Origin of the sequence: Campylobacter concisus (assembly GCF_015229955.1) — a bacterium.
Classification (GTDB): domain Bacteria; phylum Campylobacterota; class Campylobacteria; order Campylobacterales; family Campylobacteraceae; genus Campylobacter_A; species Campylobacter_A concisus_AT.
The window spans coordinates 655,070-673,471 of sequence record NZ_JAAKYZ010000001.1; the positions used below are offsets into that span (position 1 = coordinate 655,070).

Below are 18,402 nucleotides of genomic sequence, written 5' to 3' on the forward strand. Positions count from 1 at the left end.
TATTTTTTTGTGATTTTACTTAAAATTTATAAAATTTTCTATCTCTTTTGAAATTAGCTCTATGCTTTTAGATGCGTCTATAAAAAGCGTTTCATAGTCATTTTTGATGAGAATTTGCTTCATCAAACTTTGCACTTTTAAAAGATACTCTAGCCCGCGAGCCTCGATCTTATCGCTTGTGCCTCTATTTTTTAGACGCGAGCTTATAAGCTCATGGCTTGCTTCAAAAAAGATGATCTTATCTGCAAATTTATCATTTAGTGCAAATTTATTAAGCTCTAAAAGCACGTTTTCATCTAAGCTTTCATCATTTGCCAAAGCGTAGGCGACGCCCGAGATAAAGCCTCTGTCGCTTAAAATGAGCCTACTTAAATTTGGAGCGACCAGCTTTTCAAAATGCTCAGCTCTATCAGCTAAAAAGAGTAAAATTTCAGCCCTTTTGCCTATTTTTATGCTTGAGCTTAGTAAAATTTCACGTAAATTTTCACCAAGTTGCGTGCCACCAGGCTCTTTTGTGACGATGGCATCGCTAAATTTAGAAGCTAAAATTTCTATCTGCGTGCTCTTGCCAACGCCGTCAATGCCTTCAAACAAAACATACATTTTACGCCTTTAAATTTTTAAGAATTTTTGCTGGCACTAGGTTGCTCACGTCGCCGTCGTGGCGCAGGACTGAGCGGACGATCGAGCTTGAGATGAAGGCGTTATTTAAGCTTGGCATAAGATAAACCGTCTCAAATTCGTCCCAAAGTGCAGCGTTTGCGTAGCCGATTTGTAGCTCATACTCAAAGTCGCTAACCGCGCGGAGTCCCCTGATAACGGTGTTTATGCCGTGCGATTTAGCAAAATCAACAAGCAAGTTATCAAAGCCAAGAACGCTTACGTTTTTTAGCTCACAAACTGCCTCTTTTGCCATTTCTATACGCTTTTCATGTGCAAACATCGGCTGTTTGCTGTCACTTTTAGCAACTGCTACGATTACCTTGTCAAAAATTTTTGTAGCCCTTATGATGACGTCTAAATGGCCGTTTGTGATCGGATCAAAAGTCCCTGGATAGATGCAAGATTTTTTCAAATTTGCCACCTTTTGTAAAGATTATTTTCGATTTTTAAGGCATCAAGCCACTTGCCAATGATGAAATTCTCCGTATCAAGAAGGCTCTTTATGCCCGCATAGTAGCCTAAAACTGGGGGCGCGATGATGGCCCCAAGAGATGAGAGCAGCTGCATCTGAGAAAGCGCGATAGTGGAAAACGGCATCTCTCTAACCCCCAAAACTAGGGTTTGCCTCTCCTTTAGCGCGACACTTGCGGCCCTTGTGATGAGCGTGTCGCTTATGCCGTTTGCAACTTTTGCTAGCGTGTTGGTAGAGCAGGGTGCTATAATCATGGCATCCGTGCCAAACGAGCCAGAAGCTGGGCCTGCGCCAAGATCCAAATCATCATAAATTTTTACGCCAAGATCATTTAAATTTAGCTTCAAATTTTCTTCAGCCTCCAAAACCTTCATGGCATTTTTACTAACTATGACGTGCGCCTCGCAACTATCTTTGGCAGCCTTGACAAGCTTTAAAAAGAGTCCAGCCCCACTTGCTCCAGTGGCTGCAAATACTATCTTTTTCATCTTATCACTGCCTCATCTTTGCCTGAAACTGTGGCCTGTAAAATTTTATTATCTTTTGTTCTTATCTTTATCATATCACCTAAATTTCCATCCTCAAGTGCCTTTACTTCAGCTATTATCTTAACGCCATCCTCGCTCAAAACTGCATTTAACATTTGACCTTTTTTTACTAAATTTATGGCGTTAAACTGACGCTTGGTTAAAATTTCACCGCTTTTTATCTGCACTTTTGTTATAAGAGCTAAGCTGTTTGAGTTAGAAAGTGCATCTTTTGGCCATTTGCCAAACTCAATCATCGTTGGCTGATAGTCAAGTAGGCTTAAAATATGGTTTGTATTCATTGAATTTATTGCTATGAAGGCTGGCATCTTAGCGTTAAAGCTAAATTTAAAATAGATACTTTTTAGACTCAGATCAATATCCTCAAATGAAGCTCTAAATGTACCTTTTTGACTATTTTGATCACCTAAAAAGATATTTTTTAGGACGAGCTCTTTGAAATTTGCTGGAAGCTTATTTTGTGGACTGATGCTAAGATCGCTTATACTGATACCAGGATATTCATCGCTAATTGATCTTAAAAATTGCATTTGAATCTCATCCATAATAGAGCAGTTTTTCACAAAAGCAACGCTTCCACCGCTTTTATCTTTATATGTTTTAAAATTTGCTGTTAGAATTTCATATAGTCTTTTGCTATCTATCTTGGCAGCCCTTTTGCCCTCTAAGTTTAAAATTTCATTGTCTTCGCCTTCAAAGCCAAAAGTACTAAGTGAAATTTGATCATTTAGAACGCAATACATCGGATAGATGTTGACTTCATTTGCAAAAAGTTTTGTGGAAAATAAAAAAATGAGTATAAAAAAGATGGAGCGGGAAACGAGATTCGAACTCGCGACCCCAACCTTGGCAAGGTTGTGCTCTACCCCTGAGCTATTCCCGCAGTTAAAATGAAGTCCGCATTCTATCAGATTGTTTTTCATTTGTCAAGATTTTATGGAAGTTTTATAAGAGAAATTTCACTATTTTGCAAAATTTCGCTTTGATCTGGGCTAGTTAAAAACATAAAAGTGCTTTTTAAAATATGATCTATCATGCCAGAGCCGTATTTTCCACCATTTGTTGCTATAAATTTATCATTTTCAATATTTCCAAAAATGGCATTGATCCTACCTGATTTTACCTTTAAATTTTGCGCATTTGTAGCATTTTGTATCACAAAGCAATCCTCTTTTAAAAGAGGCAAAACAAGCATCATCATGCAAACATAAGCTGCTATTGGATTTCCAGGAAGGACAAAAATAAGTTTGCCATCTTTTTCATAAGCCTTGCAAGGTTTGCCAGGTCTTATATCAATATGTGAAAAAATTTCATTGTATCCAAGCTCGCTTAGAGCCATTTTCATAAAGTCAGCCTCACCAGCGCTTGCTCCGCCAGAGCAGATAACGATGTCGTAGTTTACGGCATTTAAAAACGCCTGCTTTACAGCATCTAAATTATCTTTTATGATGCCAAGATATGAGCTATCTTGCCCAATAGAACTTAAAAGTGCAGCGATGCCAAAGGCATTTGCATTGTAAATTTCATCCTCGCTCGCTCTTTGCCAAGGCTCGATGATCTCGTTTCCACTTGAATAAATTCCAATGCTAGGCTGTTTTTTTACATTTATAAAACTTATGCCCTGTGCTGCTAGCATCATTATGCCTCTAGTGTTTAAGACCTCGCCACTTTTTAGCAAAATTTCACCAATCTTTACCTCTTCACCTTTAAAGCGATACCCATCACCTTTTTTAAGATTATTTGGTACTTTTATAAAATTTCCATCAACTACACAATCTTCAATCTTTATGATTGTGTCAGCACCCTTTGGCATCTTCGCACCAGTCATTATCTTAACGCACTCATTTTTGCCAATGCTTAGCTGCTCTTTATCGCCTGCAAAGGCACTTGCAACTATTTTATATGACTTATCTTTATCTTCAAATTTCACAGCAAAGCCATCAAGCGCAGAGTTATCAAAACATGGCAAGTCTTTTACTGCCACTACATCATTTGCCAATGTTTTACCAAGAGCCATATTGATAGGCAAAATTTCACTATCTATTTTTAATTTAAATTTAGATTTAAGCGCATCTAATGCATCATTTAGCAGCATTTTTACTCCTCAAGCCTAGTAATATTTGCACCAAGGCCTTGAAATTTCTCTTCTAAATTTTCATATCCTCTATCAAGGTGATAAATTCTATGTACCAAGCTTTCGCCATTTGCTATAAGAGCAGCTAGTATCAGTGCTGAGCTAGCTCTAAGATCTGTCGCCATCACATCGGCTGCATTTAGCTTAGCTGGTGCATAAACGCTTGCGATATGCCCATTTAATTTAATGTCTGCTCCCATTCTAGCCAGCTCACTAACATGCATAAAGCGGTTTTCAAAAAGTCTCTCATCTATCGTGCTAACGCCATTTGCCGCAAGGCAAAGCGCCATAAATTGAGCTTGCATATCTGTTGGAAAGCCCGGATACTCAGTGGTTCTTATCTCTACTGGTTTTATCTCTTTTGCTGGCAATATCGTGATCTTATCACCGTCTACTTTGATACCAAAGCCCATCTCTTCAAATTTATTTAAAATAGCCGTCATATGGGATGCATTTGCCTTTGTGACTGAAATTTTGCTATTTGTTATAGCTCCAGCACAAAGGTATGTGCCAGCTTCTATCCTATCAGGGATGACCTCGATATCGCAAATTTCAAGCAATTTTTGGCCGCTTCCAGTTATCTTTAGTTCACTTGTGCCGATGCCTTCTATTTTAACGCCACTCTTAGCCAAAATTTCACAAATTTGCACCACTTCAGGCTCAAGCGCTACGTTAAAAAGCTCTGTTGTACCGTGCGCTAGAGCTGCAGCCATGATGATATTTTCGCTGCCAGTTACGGTGATCTTATCAAAAACAATCTTTGCGCCTTTTAGGCCATTTGGTGCTGTTGCGACGACGTAGCCTTGCTTTATTTCGATATTTGCTCCCATTTTTTCAAGCGCATTTAGATGCAGATCGATAGGTCTTTGTCCGATCGCACATCCTCCAGGTAGGCTCACTTCACAGTGGCCAAAACGTGCAAGAAGCGGTCCAAGAGTTAAGATTGATGCTCTCATCTTTCTAACGATATCATAATTTGCAGTCGTCGAGCTTACACCACTTGTATCTATGCTTAGTGAATTTTTATCTTTAAATTCACACTTTGCTCCTAGGTTGGTTAGCAGTTGACAAAGCGTTTTTATATCAGCGACATTTGGGATATTTGTTAAATTTACACTTTTTTTTGCAAGTAAGGTTAGGGCGATGATCGGTAGAGCAGCATTTTTGGCACCGCTTATTTTTACTTCGCCACTTAATTTGGCATTTCCTTTTATCTTTAAATAGTGCATCATTGTTTTTTTGCCTTAAGAAAATATGTTTTTTGCCGATATTATATTGCTTTTTAACTTAGAATAAAGAAAGCAAAGCACTATTTCCGGTTCATTTACGTTTAAAAGTTAAAATTGCAAACACTAAAATTTTGGATATAAATATGTCAAATTTAATAAATAAAAAAATCTTTTTTATATTTAGCATTATATTTTTTACAGGTTGTTCTTTTACCTCTAATCAACCGACAACTCCGCAAAATGAAACAAATCAAACCGTAACTTCAAGCGTTGATTTTAGCGAGCAAATGATTGGTGAAATCATAGATGAAGATAATGATAGAGAAGATAAAAAATTTGGTTCTTTTTTTAAAAAATACCTAAATACAAGAGCTGGCGGCGATTGTTCAGGATTTGTTTCTATCGTAAATGCAAAGTATCAAAATATGTATTTTGATGAAAAGACAATAAATCGCTACTACGATAATGGCGGTAGAAAGTCAAAAGCGATCTATAATTTTTATGAAAGTAAGAATTTAATTACTCATAAAAATCCAAAAATAGGTGATCTTGTATTTTTCTCAAATACTCTTGGAAAGGGTGTTCAAAAAAATAAAGATAAGAAAAATATCACTCATGTTGGCATAGTTACGGCTGTGCTTGGCGATGAGACAGTAAAATTTATACATAATTCTGGCGGAAAGATAATTCATAGCTATATGAATCTAAAACAAAAAAATGTGCATCTAAAAGGAAATCAAGAGATAAATAGCTACCTTGTAAGATGTTCAAACTCAAGTTGCTTGGCAGCAAATAGATTTGCTGGATATGGCAAAGCAAAATAAATCAGAAATTTTTACTAAAAACCTTTTAAAACAAATACTAGGCTCAAATTTTAAGCATTATTTATATAAATTTACACTTGTAAATGCAGATTTAAATAAAGAGAAAATATGAATTTTTTTGATGAAATTTGGGGAATTTTAAATGAAGGCGAGATTGGGCTTAAATTTTTAAAATTTGAGCTATTTTATGAGAAATTTAAACGAGATTTTAATATAAATTTTTGTGAAAGCTCTAAACCAAATGAGCTAATAACGCCAAGCTATGCAAAATTTTGTGAAGTAGTTAGCATGAAAGAGCTAAACAAAAGAATAAAGCCAAAGGATAAAAATTTAAATTTTATCCATTCGGTAGCTCATATTGAATTTAGTGCTATTGACATCGCGCTTGATGCTTGTTATAGATTTAGAAATTTGCCAAGAGAATTTTATGAAGACTGGCTAGAAGTGGCTGAAGATGAGATCAGGCACTTTTGCATGATAGAAAATTTACTCTTAAAACAAGGCGGTAGATACGGCGAGCTAAGTGTGCATGATGGGCTTTTTATCGCACTTCAAAAGACTTCAGATAGTCTAACTAGCCGTATGGCGCTACTGCCAAGATATATGGAGGCAAACGGCCTTGATGCAAACGCTCATATTATAAAAAGGCTTGAAGGTGAGGGCGGAAATGAAGAGCTCATTGAGTGTCTAAAAGTCATATTAAAAGAGGAAGTTTCTCACGTTTATAAGGGCGATAAGTGGTTTAAATTTGCCTGTAAAAAAGAGGGCATTGACGAAAATAGCTACTTTGGCATTATCTTAAGTTTATATCCAAATTCATTTAAAAATGTTAGAGAGATCAATGAGCAAGATCGCTTAAAAGCTGGATTTAGCAAAGAAGAGCTTTGCTTGATAAAGAATTTCTCAAAGGAGAGATAGTGAGTAAAATTTATTTCATAAGACATTCAAAAGCGGTTGATGAGAATAAGGACGGAGCTAAAGATGCCTTAAGGGAGCTTAGTCAAAAAGGCAAAGAAGACGCTAAATTTATGGCAAATAGACTAAAAATGTATGATGTGATGCCAGGAGCCATCTTTTCAAGCAGTGCTAAAAGGTGCGAGCAAACGGCAAAGATTATCACTAAAACTTTAAAATTTAAAGAAGAGACCAGTCTTATAGATGAACTTTATGATATAAGCTTTGAAGATCTTTTAAAATTTGTCAAAAATATAGATGAGAGTTTGGATGAAATTTTTATCATCACGCACAATCCAAGCATAACTGAAATTTGCGAGTATTTAAGCGATTCATCAATAGACAATATCCCAACTTCTGGAATATTTTGTGTTGAGTTTGGATGTAATTTTAGTGAGTTAAAAGAGGGTGGTGCAAAAGCGTTATTTTTTGACCACCCCAAAAAACATCAAAGATAATTTAACACTTTAGTTTTTATCTTTAAAAATTTCGTTATATGAAGTAAAAATTTGCTCGCTTAGATCTTCTATTTTCTTAGACTTATCAACAAAATAATTCAAATTTTGTTCGTTGTAGCCAGAGGCTGACTTCTCGAGCAAGAGTTTGATTTCATTATTTAGCGACGATGTAAGCTCTTTTGACTTATCAAAATTTTTATTTTGCTTGTGTTCGCTTATACTCTCGTTCTCATACCAATCTAGCAGACTTTGCGCTAAATCACGTATTTCCTCGCTGTATCCTTGTTCGTTTATAAGATCAGAGTACACTTTGGTTTTGTAAGCGATTTGCGAAATTTTTGCGATTATAGCAAAGGTTTTATTTTCGACATATTTTGATGTTTGAGCAGTATTTTGTGCGTTTGCATTAAACTCGCTCAATACCTTTTTGAAATTTTCTACATTTTGTGTTGTTAGCTTAGAAATTCCATCGATTTTTTTAGAATTTTCATCGATATCATTTACCTCTTGCTGAAGTGTTTTTATATTGACCTCTATATCGCTTGCGGCTTTTTGTGTGTTTTCAGCTAGCTTTCTTACCTCATCAGCGACTACCGCAAAACCACGTCCGTGCTCTCCTGCGCGGGCAGCTTCAATGGCGGCATTAAGGGCAAGCAGATTTGTTTGATCGGCAATATCTTTTATTAAATTTAAAACAGAGCTTATTTCAGAAGCCCTAGTGTTTAGCATACCAGTAGCATTTGAGCAGCTTTGTACTAGACCATCAAGCTCTCCCATGTTTTGACTAAGTTCGACGATGTTTGACATATTTTCTCTTGCTATTTGTGCAGTTTGTCTAGCATCTGTTGCCGTCTGGCTTAAATTTTTGATACTTTCATTTAGATCATCTCTTACATAATTTATACCATTTATGCCGTTTCCAAGTTTGTAAAGCTCGCTTGATAGAAGACCTCTAACCTTGCTTTTTTGGCCGTCTTTTATGCCTGTGACACCCTTGCTCATAGATATGGCATTTCGTTTAAATAAACCCCTAAACCCTTCTACAAATATATTTCTATATGTTTTCGAGTTTTGTGCAGCTTGGACTGAGGTTGAAATTTCACGTTGAAGCGCCTCAACTTGATCTAATAAATCATTTATGCCAAGGGCGACTTCATACATCTCGTCCTTTTCTCCAACATTTACAATGCGAGGCTCTAGTATGCCATTGCTTGCCGATTTGACAACACTTAAAATCTCATTTATTGCATTTGATTTTTTCTTAAACATATCTAGAACCTTTGCAAGTTGTTTATAAATTCATCATAGCTTGTTGATTTTTCTTCCAAAAATTTAAATAAATATTTTTTAGATGCTTCAATACCGCCATCTCGTTCTAGCTCAAGTAATTTTGCATAAAGTGGTTTTATGATCTCTATTGCTTTTGCATTTGGCTTACGTCTAACAGAATAGTATCCAACGATATTATCTTGCTGATCAAGCGAGGCTGTGATATTGCCAAATACCCAGTAAAATCCACCATTGAGAGTTTTATTTTTAATAAAGGCAAAAATTTCCTCTTTATTTTGTATGCGTTCCCAAAGTAGCTTGAAAATAACTCTTGGCATATCAGTGTGTCTTATTATATTGTGCGGTTTTCCCAAGAGATCACCTTGTTTTACTCCTACGATATTTAAAAAAGGCTCGTTGCAATAAGTGATCCTTCCTTTTGTATCCGTTTTTGAAACTAAAAATGCGTTCTCATCAACGCCATATTCTCTTTCTATAGGCATTTTACTCCTTTAAATGTTGATTTAATTTTTAACAGCTTTTGCCATATCCCACATTGGCATAAATATACCAAGGGCGAGCAAAAGCACCATAGCTGCGATAAATATTAGTAGTATCGGCTCAATATAGTTTGAAATATTATCAATAATATCATTAAATTTCACTCTATAATAATCAGTAACTTTTTGTGTCATGTCATCTAAGCTACCACTTTGTTCGCCAGCACCTATCATTTGTATAAGCATGCCCTCATAAAGTCCAGTTTGCCTAAAGGCCTCGGTTAAGCTTATGCCACGGCCAACCAGTACTTTTACAGCAGTTAGCTTATTTCTTATATCTTGATTTGAAACAGTTACAACGGCAGTATCTAGCGCATCAGCGATAGGAAGTCCCGCGCGAACAAGCTCTGTAAAGATTAGATTAAATCTACTCATATTTGCAAAAAATATTATCTTGCCCACAAGATAGACTTTTAGTAGATATTTATCGACCTTATCCCTAAAATTTTCATCATTTGAATATTGCCTTTTTAGCAAAAAAGCAAATGCAACAAGAATAACTATTATATATATGCCGTAATTGCTCATTATGTATTCAATATTTAGTAAAATTTTAGTAGGAAGTGGGAGATCGGCATTAAGCTGGCTAAAAATTTCTCGAAATTGTGGAACAACTGATGTCATAAGAACAATAAAAGCCAAAATTATAGAGCATATTACGGTTATTGGATACCTTATAGCTTTTTTAAATTTTTGTTGGTTATCCCAGACTTCTTGCAAGATAGAAGCTAGCTTTGATAATGCATCAGCCATATTACCAGTGCTCTCTCCAAGCCTTACCATAGCGACAGTGACATCGCCTAGCTCTTCTTGAAAATTTTCTATACTTTGAGTTAAACTTGCACCTTGATTTAGGTCTTCATCTAGCGTTTGAAATATTGTTTTTAGCCTTTTATCCTCAGTAGCATTTGCTGTCTCTTTTATGCCATCATGTATTGATATACCAGCATTAGTCATAACGCTAAGTTGCCTTATGGTAGCGACTAGAGCTGGAATTTTTACTTTTGAAGAAGAGAATATTTTGTTAAATTTTTCTTGCAAGTCCAAAAAATCATTGTTGATACTTGAAACCTGAGTTTCTTTGATCTTTACTATCATGCCTTGAATATTTGCGCGATTTTTAACATCATTTTTGCTATTGGCCTTTAGGCTCATCTTTTGGCGTTTGCCATCTTTTATATATTCTATTTCGTAAAATTTCATATCTTGGCAACTCTATATACTTCTTCGATTGTTGTTACACCATTTGCCGCGCGTATAACGCCATCATGGAACATATCTATAAAGCCTTCGTCATAGGCGGCCTTTTTAAGCTCTTCTTTTGAAGCGTTATTTGCTACGATACTTGCTATATGATCGCTGATAGATAATATTTCGCTTATCATTTCACGCCCTAGATATCCAGTTTGTGAGCAGTGTTGGCAACCTATGCTTTTATAAAATTGATAATCTTCAGGAAGAAATTTCTTAATCTCGTCAAGAGCTTTTTGAGATAGCGTGACTTTTTGTTTGCAATACGGACAAAGCTTTCTTACAAGCCTTTGAGCCTCGATGCAAACTAGTGCGCCACTTACTAGATATGGCTCAATACCCATATCAACCATACGAGGTAAAGCGCTAATAGCGTCGTTTGTATGAAGTGTAGAAAAAACCAAGTGACCAGTTAGTGCCGCTTGAATTGCGATCCTAAGCGTCTCTTGATCTCTGATCTCACCTATCATGATAATATCTGGATCTTGCCTTAAAATAGAGCGAAGAGCTGATATAAAAGTAAGCCCAGCCTTCTCATTTACATGTACTTGTTGGATCATATTTAGCTGATACTCGACCGGATCTTCAACGGTAATAATCTTAGTTTTTACACTTTTTATGTCATTTAATGCACCATAAAGTGTAGTCGTTTTTCCTGATCCTGTCGGACCAGTAACTAGGATGATGCCGTAAGGTGCTTTCATGCTCTTTTTAAATTTAGCAAAGTTATCTGGATGCATACCGAGGTCTTCAATGTTTATGATAACTTTTGATTTGTCCAAAATTCTTAAAACTATGCTTTCGCCGTTTAAAATAGGTAGTGTAGAGATACGGAAATCGTACTCTTTATCTAAAATTTGAGCTGAAAATCTACCATCTTGTGGGCGGCGGCGCTCCGCGATATCCATATTTGAAAGTAGCTTCATTCGGCTTACCATCGGCGGATAGATATCTTTATCAAATATAAATGTCTCACTTAGCATGCCATCTATTCTGCTTCTTACGATACAGTTTGTCTCGGTTGGCTCGATGTGAATATCGCTTGCTCTGCTTTGAATAGATGTTTTTAAAATTATCTCAATTAGCTTTAAAATTCCAGAGCTTTCTGTGCTTTGCCCTTGACTACTAGAGCTTGAAAGCTCTTTTCTGATCTCTGTAATAACGTCTTTAATGCTTTCATTAAGAGCTATTTTGTTTATGTATTTTTCTATCTGGGCTGGATCGGCGCAAGCTACTTTTAATAGCTTTCTGTTAAATAAATTTTGAACTTTATCCTGAATGATCACGTCAAAAGGATTTTTAAAAGCTACATAAACGCTTATCTCGTCTTCTTTTACTGGGATGGAATTATATGATTTTAGCTGCGAGGTGCTCAGCTTTTCACTGATACGGTAGTCGATATCTATATCATCAAGGTCAAAAAATGTGATTTTAAATTTATCACATACATATTGAATGAAGCGCTTTTGATCTATCTGAAGGCTAGTTGAAATTTCATCAATGTCAGTGTGTCCTCTTCTATAAATATCAGATAGAATTTCAAAAAAAATCTCTTCTTCTAGCATATCTTCTTCAAGCAAAATAGCCAAAAGACTTTTTTTATTTATCTTTTTTATCTCTATAATCTTTAAAATTTGCTCATCATTTAGTTTATTAAGTTGCTCTAATGTTTTTAGCGTTAAATTTTCTAAATTATTCATCTCTTCTCTTTATCTATACTCAATCTGCGAAGTAAGATCGTCATTTTTAAAAATTTTTAAAATCATTTTTGCAAAATTTGAGCCAACGATTGCACTAAGCTCATATCTTGTATCTGAATTTGGCTCTTCAAAAATGAATACACCAAGCTCCTCAATGTATTCTTTTTTGACAAATTTATCAAATATAAATGAAAGAATATAATCGCTCTTTGGAAGCCTAATATAGCTTATATCAGCCCCATCCAAGATAGCATGAAGCAATAGCTTTTTTTTAAGCAATATATCAGCAAAATATGCTGCATTCTCTCTTGAACTTTGTGTTTTTGATAGTTTGCTTGCTGGAAGAGCAAGCCTATCTATATCATTTGTTTTTAAACAAGATATGCCAAAGATATTAAGAAATTCTTCATTTTGTGAATCTTTTAAAAGATCTTGTATTTTTTGATTACAAATTTTAGAATATTCAGCTTTTTCAAAATAACTTTTAATATCAGCCGCCCCAAGCGCAAAGGCATTTAATGATAAAAATATAACAAGCAAAAATTTCACAACGTATCACTTTTTATCTTATTTATTAGCTCATTTATTTCTAGCTTATTTTTATTTTTATTATATTCTTCTAATGCACGCAATGCGTCATCTTTTTGTTTTAGCATATATTTTGCCTTAGCAAACATAACCCAAGACTCCTCAATGCTACTATCTAAATTATTTGCCGATAGTGCCCATTTTATAGTGTCACTGTATCTTTTATCTTGATAGCATTTTCTTGCTATTTTAAGGGCGATTTCTGGATTTTTATTTTTATTAAAATCTTCTTTTAGCATAGAAATTTCATTATTTTCACTTGAAATTTGAATATCAATTTTTGGCTTTGTCTTTGGTTCTAATTCTATTATCTCTTCATTTGGTAGAGGCTGCCCATTTTGTATATTTTCATTTTCAGTTGGTAAATTTAGCTTTAGCCAACCGCCACCATTTCTTTGTTTTTTATCTGATGCCTGCTCTTTATTATCTTCATTTAGCTTTATGGATTGTTCTAGCTTTTTAGCTATTTTCTCAGCGAGCTCATCTTGTTTTTTATCTGATTCAAATCTCTCTTTTGCCTGCTCACTTTTTTGTTTGCCATCTTCTAAAATATTTTTACTGACATTAGTTTCAGTAAAGGTTGTGTTCTTTTCTTTTATATCTTTTTGTATCGTCAAATTTTTCTCAACTAAAGTTGGAGTATTGGTTGTCTCTTTTTTGTTTTTAGCATTTGAGAAAAATAAAAAAGCACCAAAAATAAAAGCGATTAGCAAGATCATAATTATTAAAAGGCCTAGCTTTTTATGTGATAACAATTTTAAAAAGCTATTTTTATTCTTTTTTTCGTACTCTTCATAGAGCTTTTCTAACCTTTGAATTTCTTGTAATTCAAGCATGAATTATTCCTGTATCAAGTGCAGACATTGTTAAAATTTTAATATTTGCGTCCTCGCTACTTAATTTTGATGGCTGGTTTTGTTCGTAATATTCACAAATTTCATAAAATTTATACATAATTTTATTTAGTGTGCGTAGATTTCCGCAACAAAGCTCATAGGCTTTGTCATAGTCTTTTTTATGAAAATTTAGGTATTTATCGTAGCCTTTTTGTCCTATTTTTCTTTGCAAATAGACTATGATTTCATTCGTGTTTGCACTTCCAAGCTCTATACTCTCCCAAATTCTAGTTTGAAAATAGTCTTTTGCTAACACATCTTCATTTTCAGTTTTATGAATCGTAAATAGAAATTTAAATAATCTTGTATCGGCCATCAGCCTTATTTTTTCGATCAATTCAGTAGGATAAAGTTGCGCTTCATCCAAGATGACAACTATTTGGTTTTGTAAAATTTCATCTTTATTTTTAAATTCTTTTGAGTAGTGTGCGACAAAACTTTCAAAATTATTTATATTATCAAGTTTATTTCCGTATATATCTTCACAAAGAGCTTCTATAAATGTAGCCTCGCTAAAAAAAGGATGCGGGAAAAAAATTAATTTTTTATCCTTTTGAAGATCAGAGGCTATCTTGTTTAACAAAAAAGTCTTTCCACTGCCAGGCTTGCCATAAAAAAGTATAAGCTTTAATGGCTTTTTTAGAGCCGAGACGATCTTATTGTAACAAGTGATTGAGTTATCTAGATTAACAAAATCAGCTACTTCGTCTTCGTTGATAAAGATATCTTTTATATCTGTATAAATATTCTTATTATTCATAGATCGTTTTAGAAAAACCTAAGTCTTTTAATGATTGATTAAGTGGCTTTTTTTTGTCAAAATCAACTACATGAGGAGTGATGACAAAGATAAGCTCTGTTGTTTTTATATTGTCTCTTGTACTTTTAAAGACGCCACCTATAAGTGGGATGTCAGAAAGAAGAGGCACAGAAGTATTATTTTTACCCTTTGTCTGGCCTATTAATCCACCAAGAATAATAGTATCACCGCTATCAACTTGAACAACGGTTGAAAGCTTCTTTTGCACTGTATCTGGAGCAATCTCTCTTAACGCATTTTGTCTTGTGTCGTCTTCAGCGTATTTAAAGTTACTAAGCGATGGATTGATTCGAAGCATGATTTTATTATTATCAGAGACTTCTGGTAGTAAATTTAATAATATGCCTATAAAAACAGAGTATTGTTTGTAAGTGGTTGTCAACCTATCGCTATTGCTGTTTCCATTGTCAGTCTTTTGTTGAACACGGTAGTTTATGTTATCACCAACTGAGATTAGCGCTTGCTGATTATTAAGTGTTGTTACTTTTGGACTTGATATAACCTTTGTCTTTCCATTTGTTTCAAGAAAATTTATCATTCCATCAAGGCTAAAATTTAAATTAGCTGCGATATTTAATGTACGTCCAAATCCATCGCTTAGGCTATTGCCTTTATTTGTCCAAGTTGCACTTGAGCTCGGATTGTTTCTTGAATTACCAATGTATGTATTAAATCCAAGTTCAAATTTACTCCAATCAACGCCTTGTTTGTATTCATTATTTAACTCAACTGAGATAATAGAAACATCAATAATTACTTGTTTTTTTAGTCTTTTTTGCATTTCATCTATATATTTCTCGACACGCTTAAGTTGAGAAGGAGTGGCCGTAACAGTGATAAGTCCAGCATTTTGATTTATGATAGGATCAGGTGCTGTGATATGTTCGCTACTATTATTTAAAATAGCTTTGAGCTCAGCATCTAGTTTTTCCCAAAAGTCAAACCTTTCAGTAGTTTTTATAAGGTTGCTTGAGCCTTGGGAACTATCATCTTGGGAATTATCGCTACTACTTGAACCACTAGAAATTTCAGATGGAGTGGCATCCACCGAAGCTTGGGTGACAGCAGTTCCTTCTCTAATAGAGGTTATATAATCTAGTTTAAAAATTTGAGTTTTTAAAGATGAAATTTTTAATACATTATTTGAAAACTCGTAGCTTAAATTTTTCTCACTTAAAAGTAGGTCGAAAACTTCGCTAAGACTCATATTTCTGATATTAACACCAAAAACTTTATCTTTTAGCTCTGTTTTACTATAAGTGTCCTTTGCAACAATACTAAAGTTACACATCTCTGAAAGCTGATTTAATACATCTACTAGCGTAACATCATCTGAAATTTTCATATTAAAATTCTTGCTTAAACAACTACTTTCATTGGCACTAGCATAATTCATATTCAAGCAAATGAGTACACCCATTATTAATATTTTACTTAATCTTAATCTCAACATTTTTACTTCCATTTTTTAAAATTAGCTCTTGTTTTTCATCGCCTTTTACTAAAAAAACACTATTTCTAGTAATGTTGGCTATTTTGTAACCATCAACAATATCACCGACAGCATACCACTTGGAATCAATATTTGCTTTGTTTAATAAAATTGCTTTTAAACTAAGCCCTTTTGAAGCTTGAGTGATAATTGATAAATTTTGATCTGTTATCGTCTTGATAGGTTCTTGTTTAAAAGGATTTTTTATACTAGAAAGCTCAATATCGCTAAGACCGCTTCTTTTTTCCTTTATTTTTTCAAAAATTTTATCATAAGAGTTCATTTCCTCTTGAAGCTGATTAGCAAAAGCAATATTTAAAAATAAAAAAGCCAATAAAATTTTTATTTTCATTAGTATTTCATCCCCCAAACAGATATTGATATCTTAGCGCCAAGCTCTTTTTGGGTAGAATTTACATCCATTTTATGAAGATCAACTACTAGCTTCGATTCTTCAAGGCCATTTATATATGAAAGCATATCTTTAAAACCTCCCAAAAATGTCAAGTCAATATTTAAAATTTGCTCAATCTTTTGGAAATTTGGCTCTTTTATATCGCTTTTTAACTCTAAAATTTTTATATTATTTTGCTTTGCTAAAGATACGATGTTGTCTAAAAAATTTGCCCAATTTTGATCGTTAAATAATAAAAATGATAGTTCTTTTAGCTTTGAATCAAAAAGAGCATTAAATTTTAAAACACTAGAGTATTTGCCTTTAAGCGTTTCAAGTATTTTTGACTCTTCATTTATTTTAAAATTTTTATCCCCACTAGGTGAGCTGGTCGATCTTAAATAATCTCTTGTTCTTGAAAGGTCATTGCTAATTTTAGTATGCGAATTAAGTCTTTCATCATAAAAATCTTGCGACGGATCAAAGCAAAGCATATAAACAATATAAATAATAATTAAAGCTGAACCCAAAAAAATTATATTTGTTTCACTTTGTTTTTTTGCGTCAAAATACTTATCTATTTTACTTAAAACATCTTGTCTCATTGTCTAATCTCTATACTTATATTGCTTTCATACTCGTTGTTTTGCCTATCTTCTTTAATTTTTTTTGTATTTACTGAATATTTAGGCATCTTGCTAATATCTTTTATTAGCTGCGTAATCCTTTTTTCATTATCACTAACAACAGTTACTGTTAAATTTTTATCGTTATTTTTAATATTTGTTATAAAAACGCTATTGTTGTTTATCATATCGGTAATTTCAAAAAGATTTAAACCTTTCATTACGTAATGATCTTTTTTGTTTTCAATTTCTTGAAGCAACCATTTTCTAAAATTTAACTTCTCTTCCTCTTTGTCAGTTAATCCTTTTATATCATTTTGCTCTTTTTTTAGTCTTTCAAGAGTACTTCTTATTTGTGCTGCTTGTGCATTAAGCACATCAAGCTCATCGCTCAGCCTTTGCGAATCTGCCTCTAAAATACTACCAGCTATATAATTATAAAGAGGATAGGACATGCTTAGGCAAAAAGCAGCGGCACATGTCAGTATAAATTTACCGCTTTTTCTTCTTGTAAACGGATCAGGCCTAAGCAAATTTGAGAAGTTAAAATCAGCATTAAAGGCCTCTTTTTTATAAAAATTTGCATACAAAGCCATCATGTTATATCGTTCGCTAATGGCTAAATTTTTAGAATTTATTACAGTGCTTGTATTTAATTTCGTAGCATTTGTGCCAAGCTTTGTATTTATGAATTTCTCAAAACGCTCTATTTTATAGTCGCAGTCAATATAGATATTTTTTATATTTATGCTATAGATTCTATTAACAACATTTATCGTGTCATTTACGTAAAATATATAGTCCTCAAAAACAGTATTTAGATCGTAGCTAAAGCCTTCTTCATTGCTATCTAAAAGTCCTCTTGTCTTTAGGATGTCTAAAAAGCTTTCTAGGCTTACTCTTTCGCCGCTTTGCTCTATAAATTTATCTTTTAGATAATTTAGTGTGTATCTTAAACCTCTTGATGTAAGGTATTCCCCATTTACATAAATGCTTATAAATGCTTCATCGGCCCTAAATGTCAAAAAACAATCACTCTGAGTGCTAGGAAGTAAGCCTTTTTTATATATAGCACTATATAAAAGCGGCTCTACAACGACATAATCTATAAAAGGTACTCTTTTAGAAATATTTTTAAAAATTTTATTTATCGTTTCGTTTGTAGCAATAAAAACATTAAAAATTCTGTCTTCTTTTTCAACATTGCTTTCAAAATAAACTATTTTATAGTCAATCGCAGGATCAAGAGAGAGTTCTTCGTAAATTTTGATCGAGATATTGTTTTCAATATCCTCATCATCTATTGTTCTTGATATATTTATGGTAGCTGTTATTATATCTTTGTATTCGATATAAGATATAAAAAAGTCTCGCTTTAGAATATTCTTTGAAAGACTTAGCGTATCGACATTGCTATTAGAAAATCTAAAACCTTCATATTCATAAGGATCTAGAGTAACGATTGGATTATCGTTAATCTTTCTAAGCTTTAACATAAAAATTTACCTCATAATGCTCTAATTG

At 33.7% G+C, this 18,402-nt stretch carries 20 protein-coding genes and 1 tRNA gene; 3 read left to right on the forward strand and 18 right to left on the reverse strand.

Annotated features, from left to right (window positions below):
• Window positions 1–15 precede the first annotated feature (15 nt).
• The 7 genes from tmk to murA form a co-directional block, all read right to left on the reverse strand.
• Window positions 16–603: a dTMP kinase gene (tmk, locus tag G6W45_RS03390; RefSeq protein ID WP_194167519.1), complete on the reverse strand. Its 588-nt coding sequence runs from the start codon at window positions 601–603 to the stop codon at window positions 16–18.
• Window position 604: 1 nt separating this feature from the next.
• Window positions 605–1,075 (reverse strand): pantetheine-phosphate adenylyltransferase, encoded by a 471-nt coding sequence (gene coaD, locus G6W45_RS03395; RefSeq protein ID WP_012001782.1) that lies wholly within the window; start codon window positions 1,073–1,075, stop codon window positions 605–607.
• On the reverse strand, window positions 1,072–1,623 hold the full coding sequence (locus tag G6W45_RS03400) for a UbiX family flavin prenyltransferase (protein ID WP_194167520.1): 552 nt from the start codon (window positions 1,621–1,623) through the stop codon (window positions 1,072–1,074). Before G6W45_RS03400 ends, coaD begins: the two co-directional genes overlap by 4 nt.
• Window positions 1,620–2,426: a flagellar basal body P-ring formation chaperone FlgA gene (gene flgA, locus G6W45_RS03405; RefSeq protein WP_194167521.1), complete on the reverse strand. Its 807-nt coding sequence runs from the start codon at window positions 2,424–2,426 to the stop codon at window positions 1,620–1,622. The genes G6W45_RS03400 and flgA overlap by 4 nt, the downstream gene beginning before the upstream one ends.
• A gap of 65 nt (window positions 2,427–2,491) precedes the next feature.
• A tRNA-Gly gene (locus G6W45_RS03410) sits at window positions 2,492–2,566 on the reverse strand.
• Window positions 2,567–2,617: 51 nt separating this feature from the next.
• Window positions 2,618–3,778, reverse strand: coding sequence for a molybdopterin molybdotransferase MoeA (locus G6W45_RS03415; RefSeq protein ID WP_194167522.1), 1,161 nt, complete (start codon window positions 3,776–3,778; stop codon window positions 2,618–2,620).
• 2 nt (window positions 3,779–3,780) lie between these two features.
• Window positions 3,781–5,049 (reverse strand): UDP-N-acetylglucosamine 1-carboxyvinyltransferase, encoded by a 1,269-nt coding sequence (gene murA / locus G6W45_RS03420; RefSeq protein WP_194167523.1) that lies wholly within the window; start codon window positions 5,047–5,049, stop codon window positions 3,781–3,783.
• A 140-nt stretch (window positions 5,050–5,189) separates the two neighbouring features.
• On the opposite strand from murA, the gene G6W45_RS03425 reads away from it, so the two are divergent.
• The 3 genes from G6W45_RS03425 (at window position 5,190) to G6W45_RS03435 (ending at window position 7,282) form a co-directional block, all read left to right on the forward strand.
• On the forward strand, window positions 5,190–5,870 hold the full coding sequence (locus G6W45_RS03425; protein ID WP_194167524.1) for an NlpC/P60 family protein: 681 nt from the start codon (window positions 5,190–5,192) through the stop codon (window positions 5,868–5,870).
• A gap of 108 nt (window positions 5,871–5,978) precedes the next feature.
• On the forward strand, window positions 5,979–6,788 hold the full coding sequence (locus G6W45_RS03430) for a ferritin-like domain-containing protein (RefSeq protein WP_194167525.1): 810 nt from the start codon (window positions 5,979–5,981) through the stop codon (window positions 6,786–6,788).
• On the forward strand, window positions 6,788–7,282 hold the full coding sequence (locus tag G6W45_RS03435; protein WP_194167526.1) for a histidine phosphatase family protein: 495 nt from the start codon (window positions 6,788–6,790) through the stop codon (window positions 7,280–7,282). The genes G6W45_RS03430 and G6W45_RS03435 overlap by 1 nt, the downstream gene beginning before the upstream one ends.
• Window positions 7,283–7,291: 9 nt before the next feature.
• Here G6W45_RS03435 and G6W45_RS03440 read toward each other — a convergent pair whose 3' ends face one another.
• From G6W45_RS03440 to G6W45_RS03490, 11 genes are read right to left on the reverse strand one after another with little or no spacing between them, the layout of a single operon-like run.
• Window positions 7,292–8,551, reverse strand: a complete 1,260-nt coding sequence (locus tag G6W45_RS03440) for a methyl-accepting chemotaxis protein (RefSeq protein ID WP_194167527.1) — start codon at window positions 8,549–8,551, stop codon at window positions 7,292–7,294.
• A gap of 2 nt (window positions 8,552–8,553) precedes the next feature.
• Window positions 8,554–9,054 (reverse strand): PAS domain-containing protein, encoded by a 501-nt coding sequence (locus tag G6W45_RS03445; protein ID WP_087580059.1) that lies wholly within the window; start codon window positions 9,052–9,054, stop codon window positions 8,554–8,556.
• Window positions 9,055–9,075: 21 nt separating this feature from the next.
• Window positions 9,076–10,314 (reverse strand): type II secretion system F family protein, encoded by a 1,239-nt coding sequence (locus G6W45_RS03450; protein ID WP_149725268.1) that lies wholly within the window; start codon window positions 10,312–10,314, stop codon window positions 9,076–9,078.
• Window positions 10,311–12,062 (reverse strand): GspE/PulE family protein, encoded by a 1,752-nt coding sequence (locus tag G6W45_RS03455; RefSeq protein WP_194167528.1) that lies wholly within the window; start codon window positions 12,060–12,062, stop codon window positions 10,311–10,313. Before G6W45_RS03455 ends, G6W45_RS03450 begins: the two co-directional genes overlap by 4 nt.
• Before the next feature lie 9 nt (window positions 12,063–12,071).
• Entirely contained in the window at window positions 12,072–12,611 is a 540-nt protein-coding gene (locus G6W45_RS03460; RefSeq protein ID WP_107788516.1) for a hypothetical protein, read from the reverse strand.
• Complete coding sequence (locus G6W45_RS03465; RefSeq protein ID WP_107788517.1) at window positions 12,608–13,486, reverse strand: transformation system protein; 879 nt, start codon at window positions 13,484–13,486, stop codon at window positions 12,608–12,610. The genes G6W45_RS03460 and G6W45_RS03465 overlap by 4 nt, the downstream gene beginning before the upstream one ends.
• Complete coding sequence (locus tag G6W45_RS03470; RefSeq protein ID WP_107788518.1) at window positions 13,479–14,306, reverse strand: ATP-binding protein; 828 nt, start codon at window positions 14,304–14,306, stop codon at window positions 13,479–13,481. The genes G6W45_RS03465 and G6W45_RS03470 overlap by 8 nt, the downstream gene beginning before the upstream one ends.
• Window positions 14,299–15,819 (reverse strand): pilus (MSHA type) biogenesis protein MshL, encoded by a 1,521-nt coding sequence (gene mshL, locus G6W45_RS03475; protein WP_194167529.1) that lies wholly within the window; start codon window positions 15,817–15,819, stop codon window positions 14,299–14,301. Before mshL ends, G6W45_RS03470 begins: the two co-directional genes overlap by 8 nt.
• Window positions 15,797–16,210 (reverse strand): hypothetical protein, encoded by a 414-nt coding sequence (locus G6W45_RS03480; protein WP_194167530.1) that lies wholly within the window; start codon window positions 16,208–16,210, stop codon window positions 15,797–15,799. The genes mshL and G6W45_RS03480 overlap by 23 nt, the downstream gene beginning before the upstream one ends.
• Complete coding sequence (locus G6W45_RS03485; RefSeq protein WP_194167531.1) at window positions 16,210–16,857, reverse strand: hypothetical protein; 648 nt, start codon at window positions 16,855–16,857, stop codon at window positions 16,210–16,212. The genes G6W45_RS03480 and G6W45_RS03485 overlap by 1 nt, the downstream gene beginning before the upstream one ends.
• Window positions 16,854–18,374 carry a C4-dicarboxylate ABC transporter gene (locus tag G6W45_RS03490; protein WP_194167532.1) on the reverse strand — a complete coding sequence of 507 codons (1,521 nt, stop codon included), beginning with the start codon at window positions 18,372–18,374 and terminating at the stop codon, window positions 16,854–16,856. Before G6W45_RS03490 ends, G6W45_RS03485 begins: the two co-directional genes overlap by 4 nt.
• Window positions 18,375–18,402: the final 28 nt, after the last annotated feature.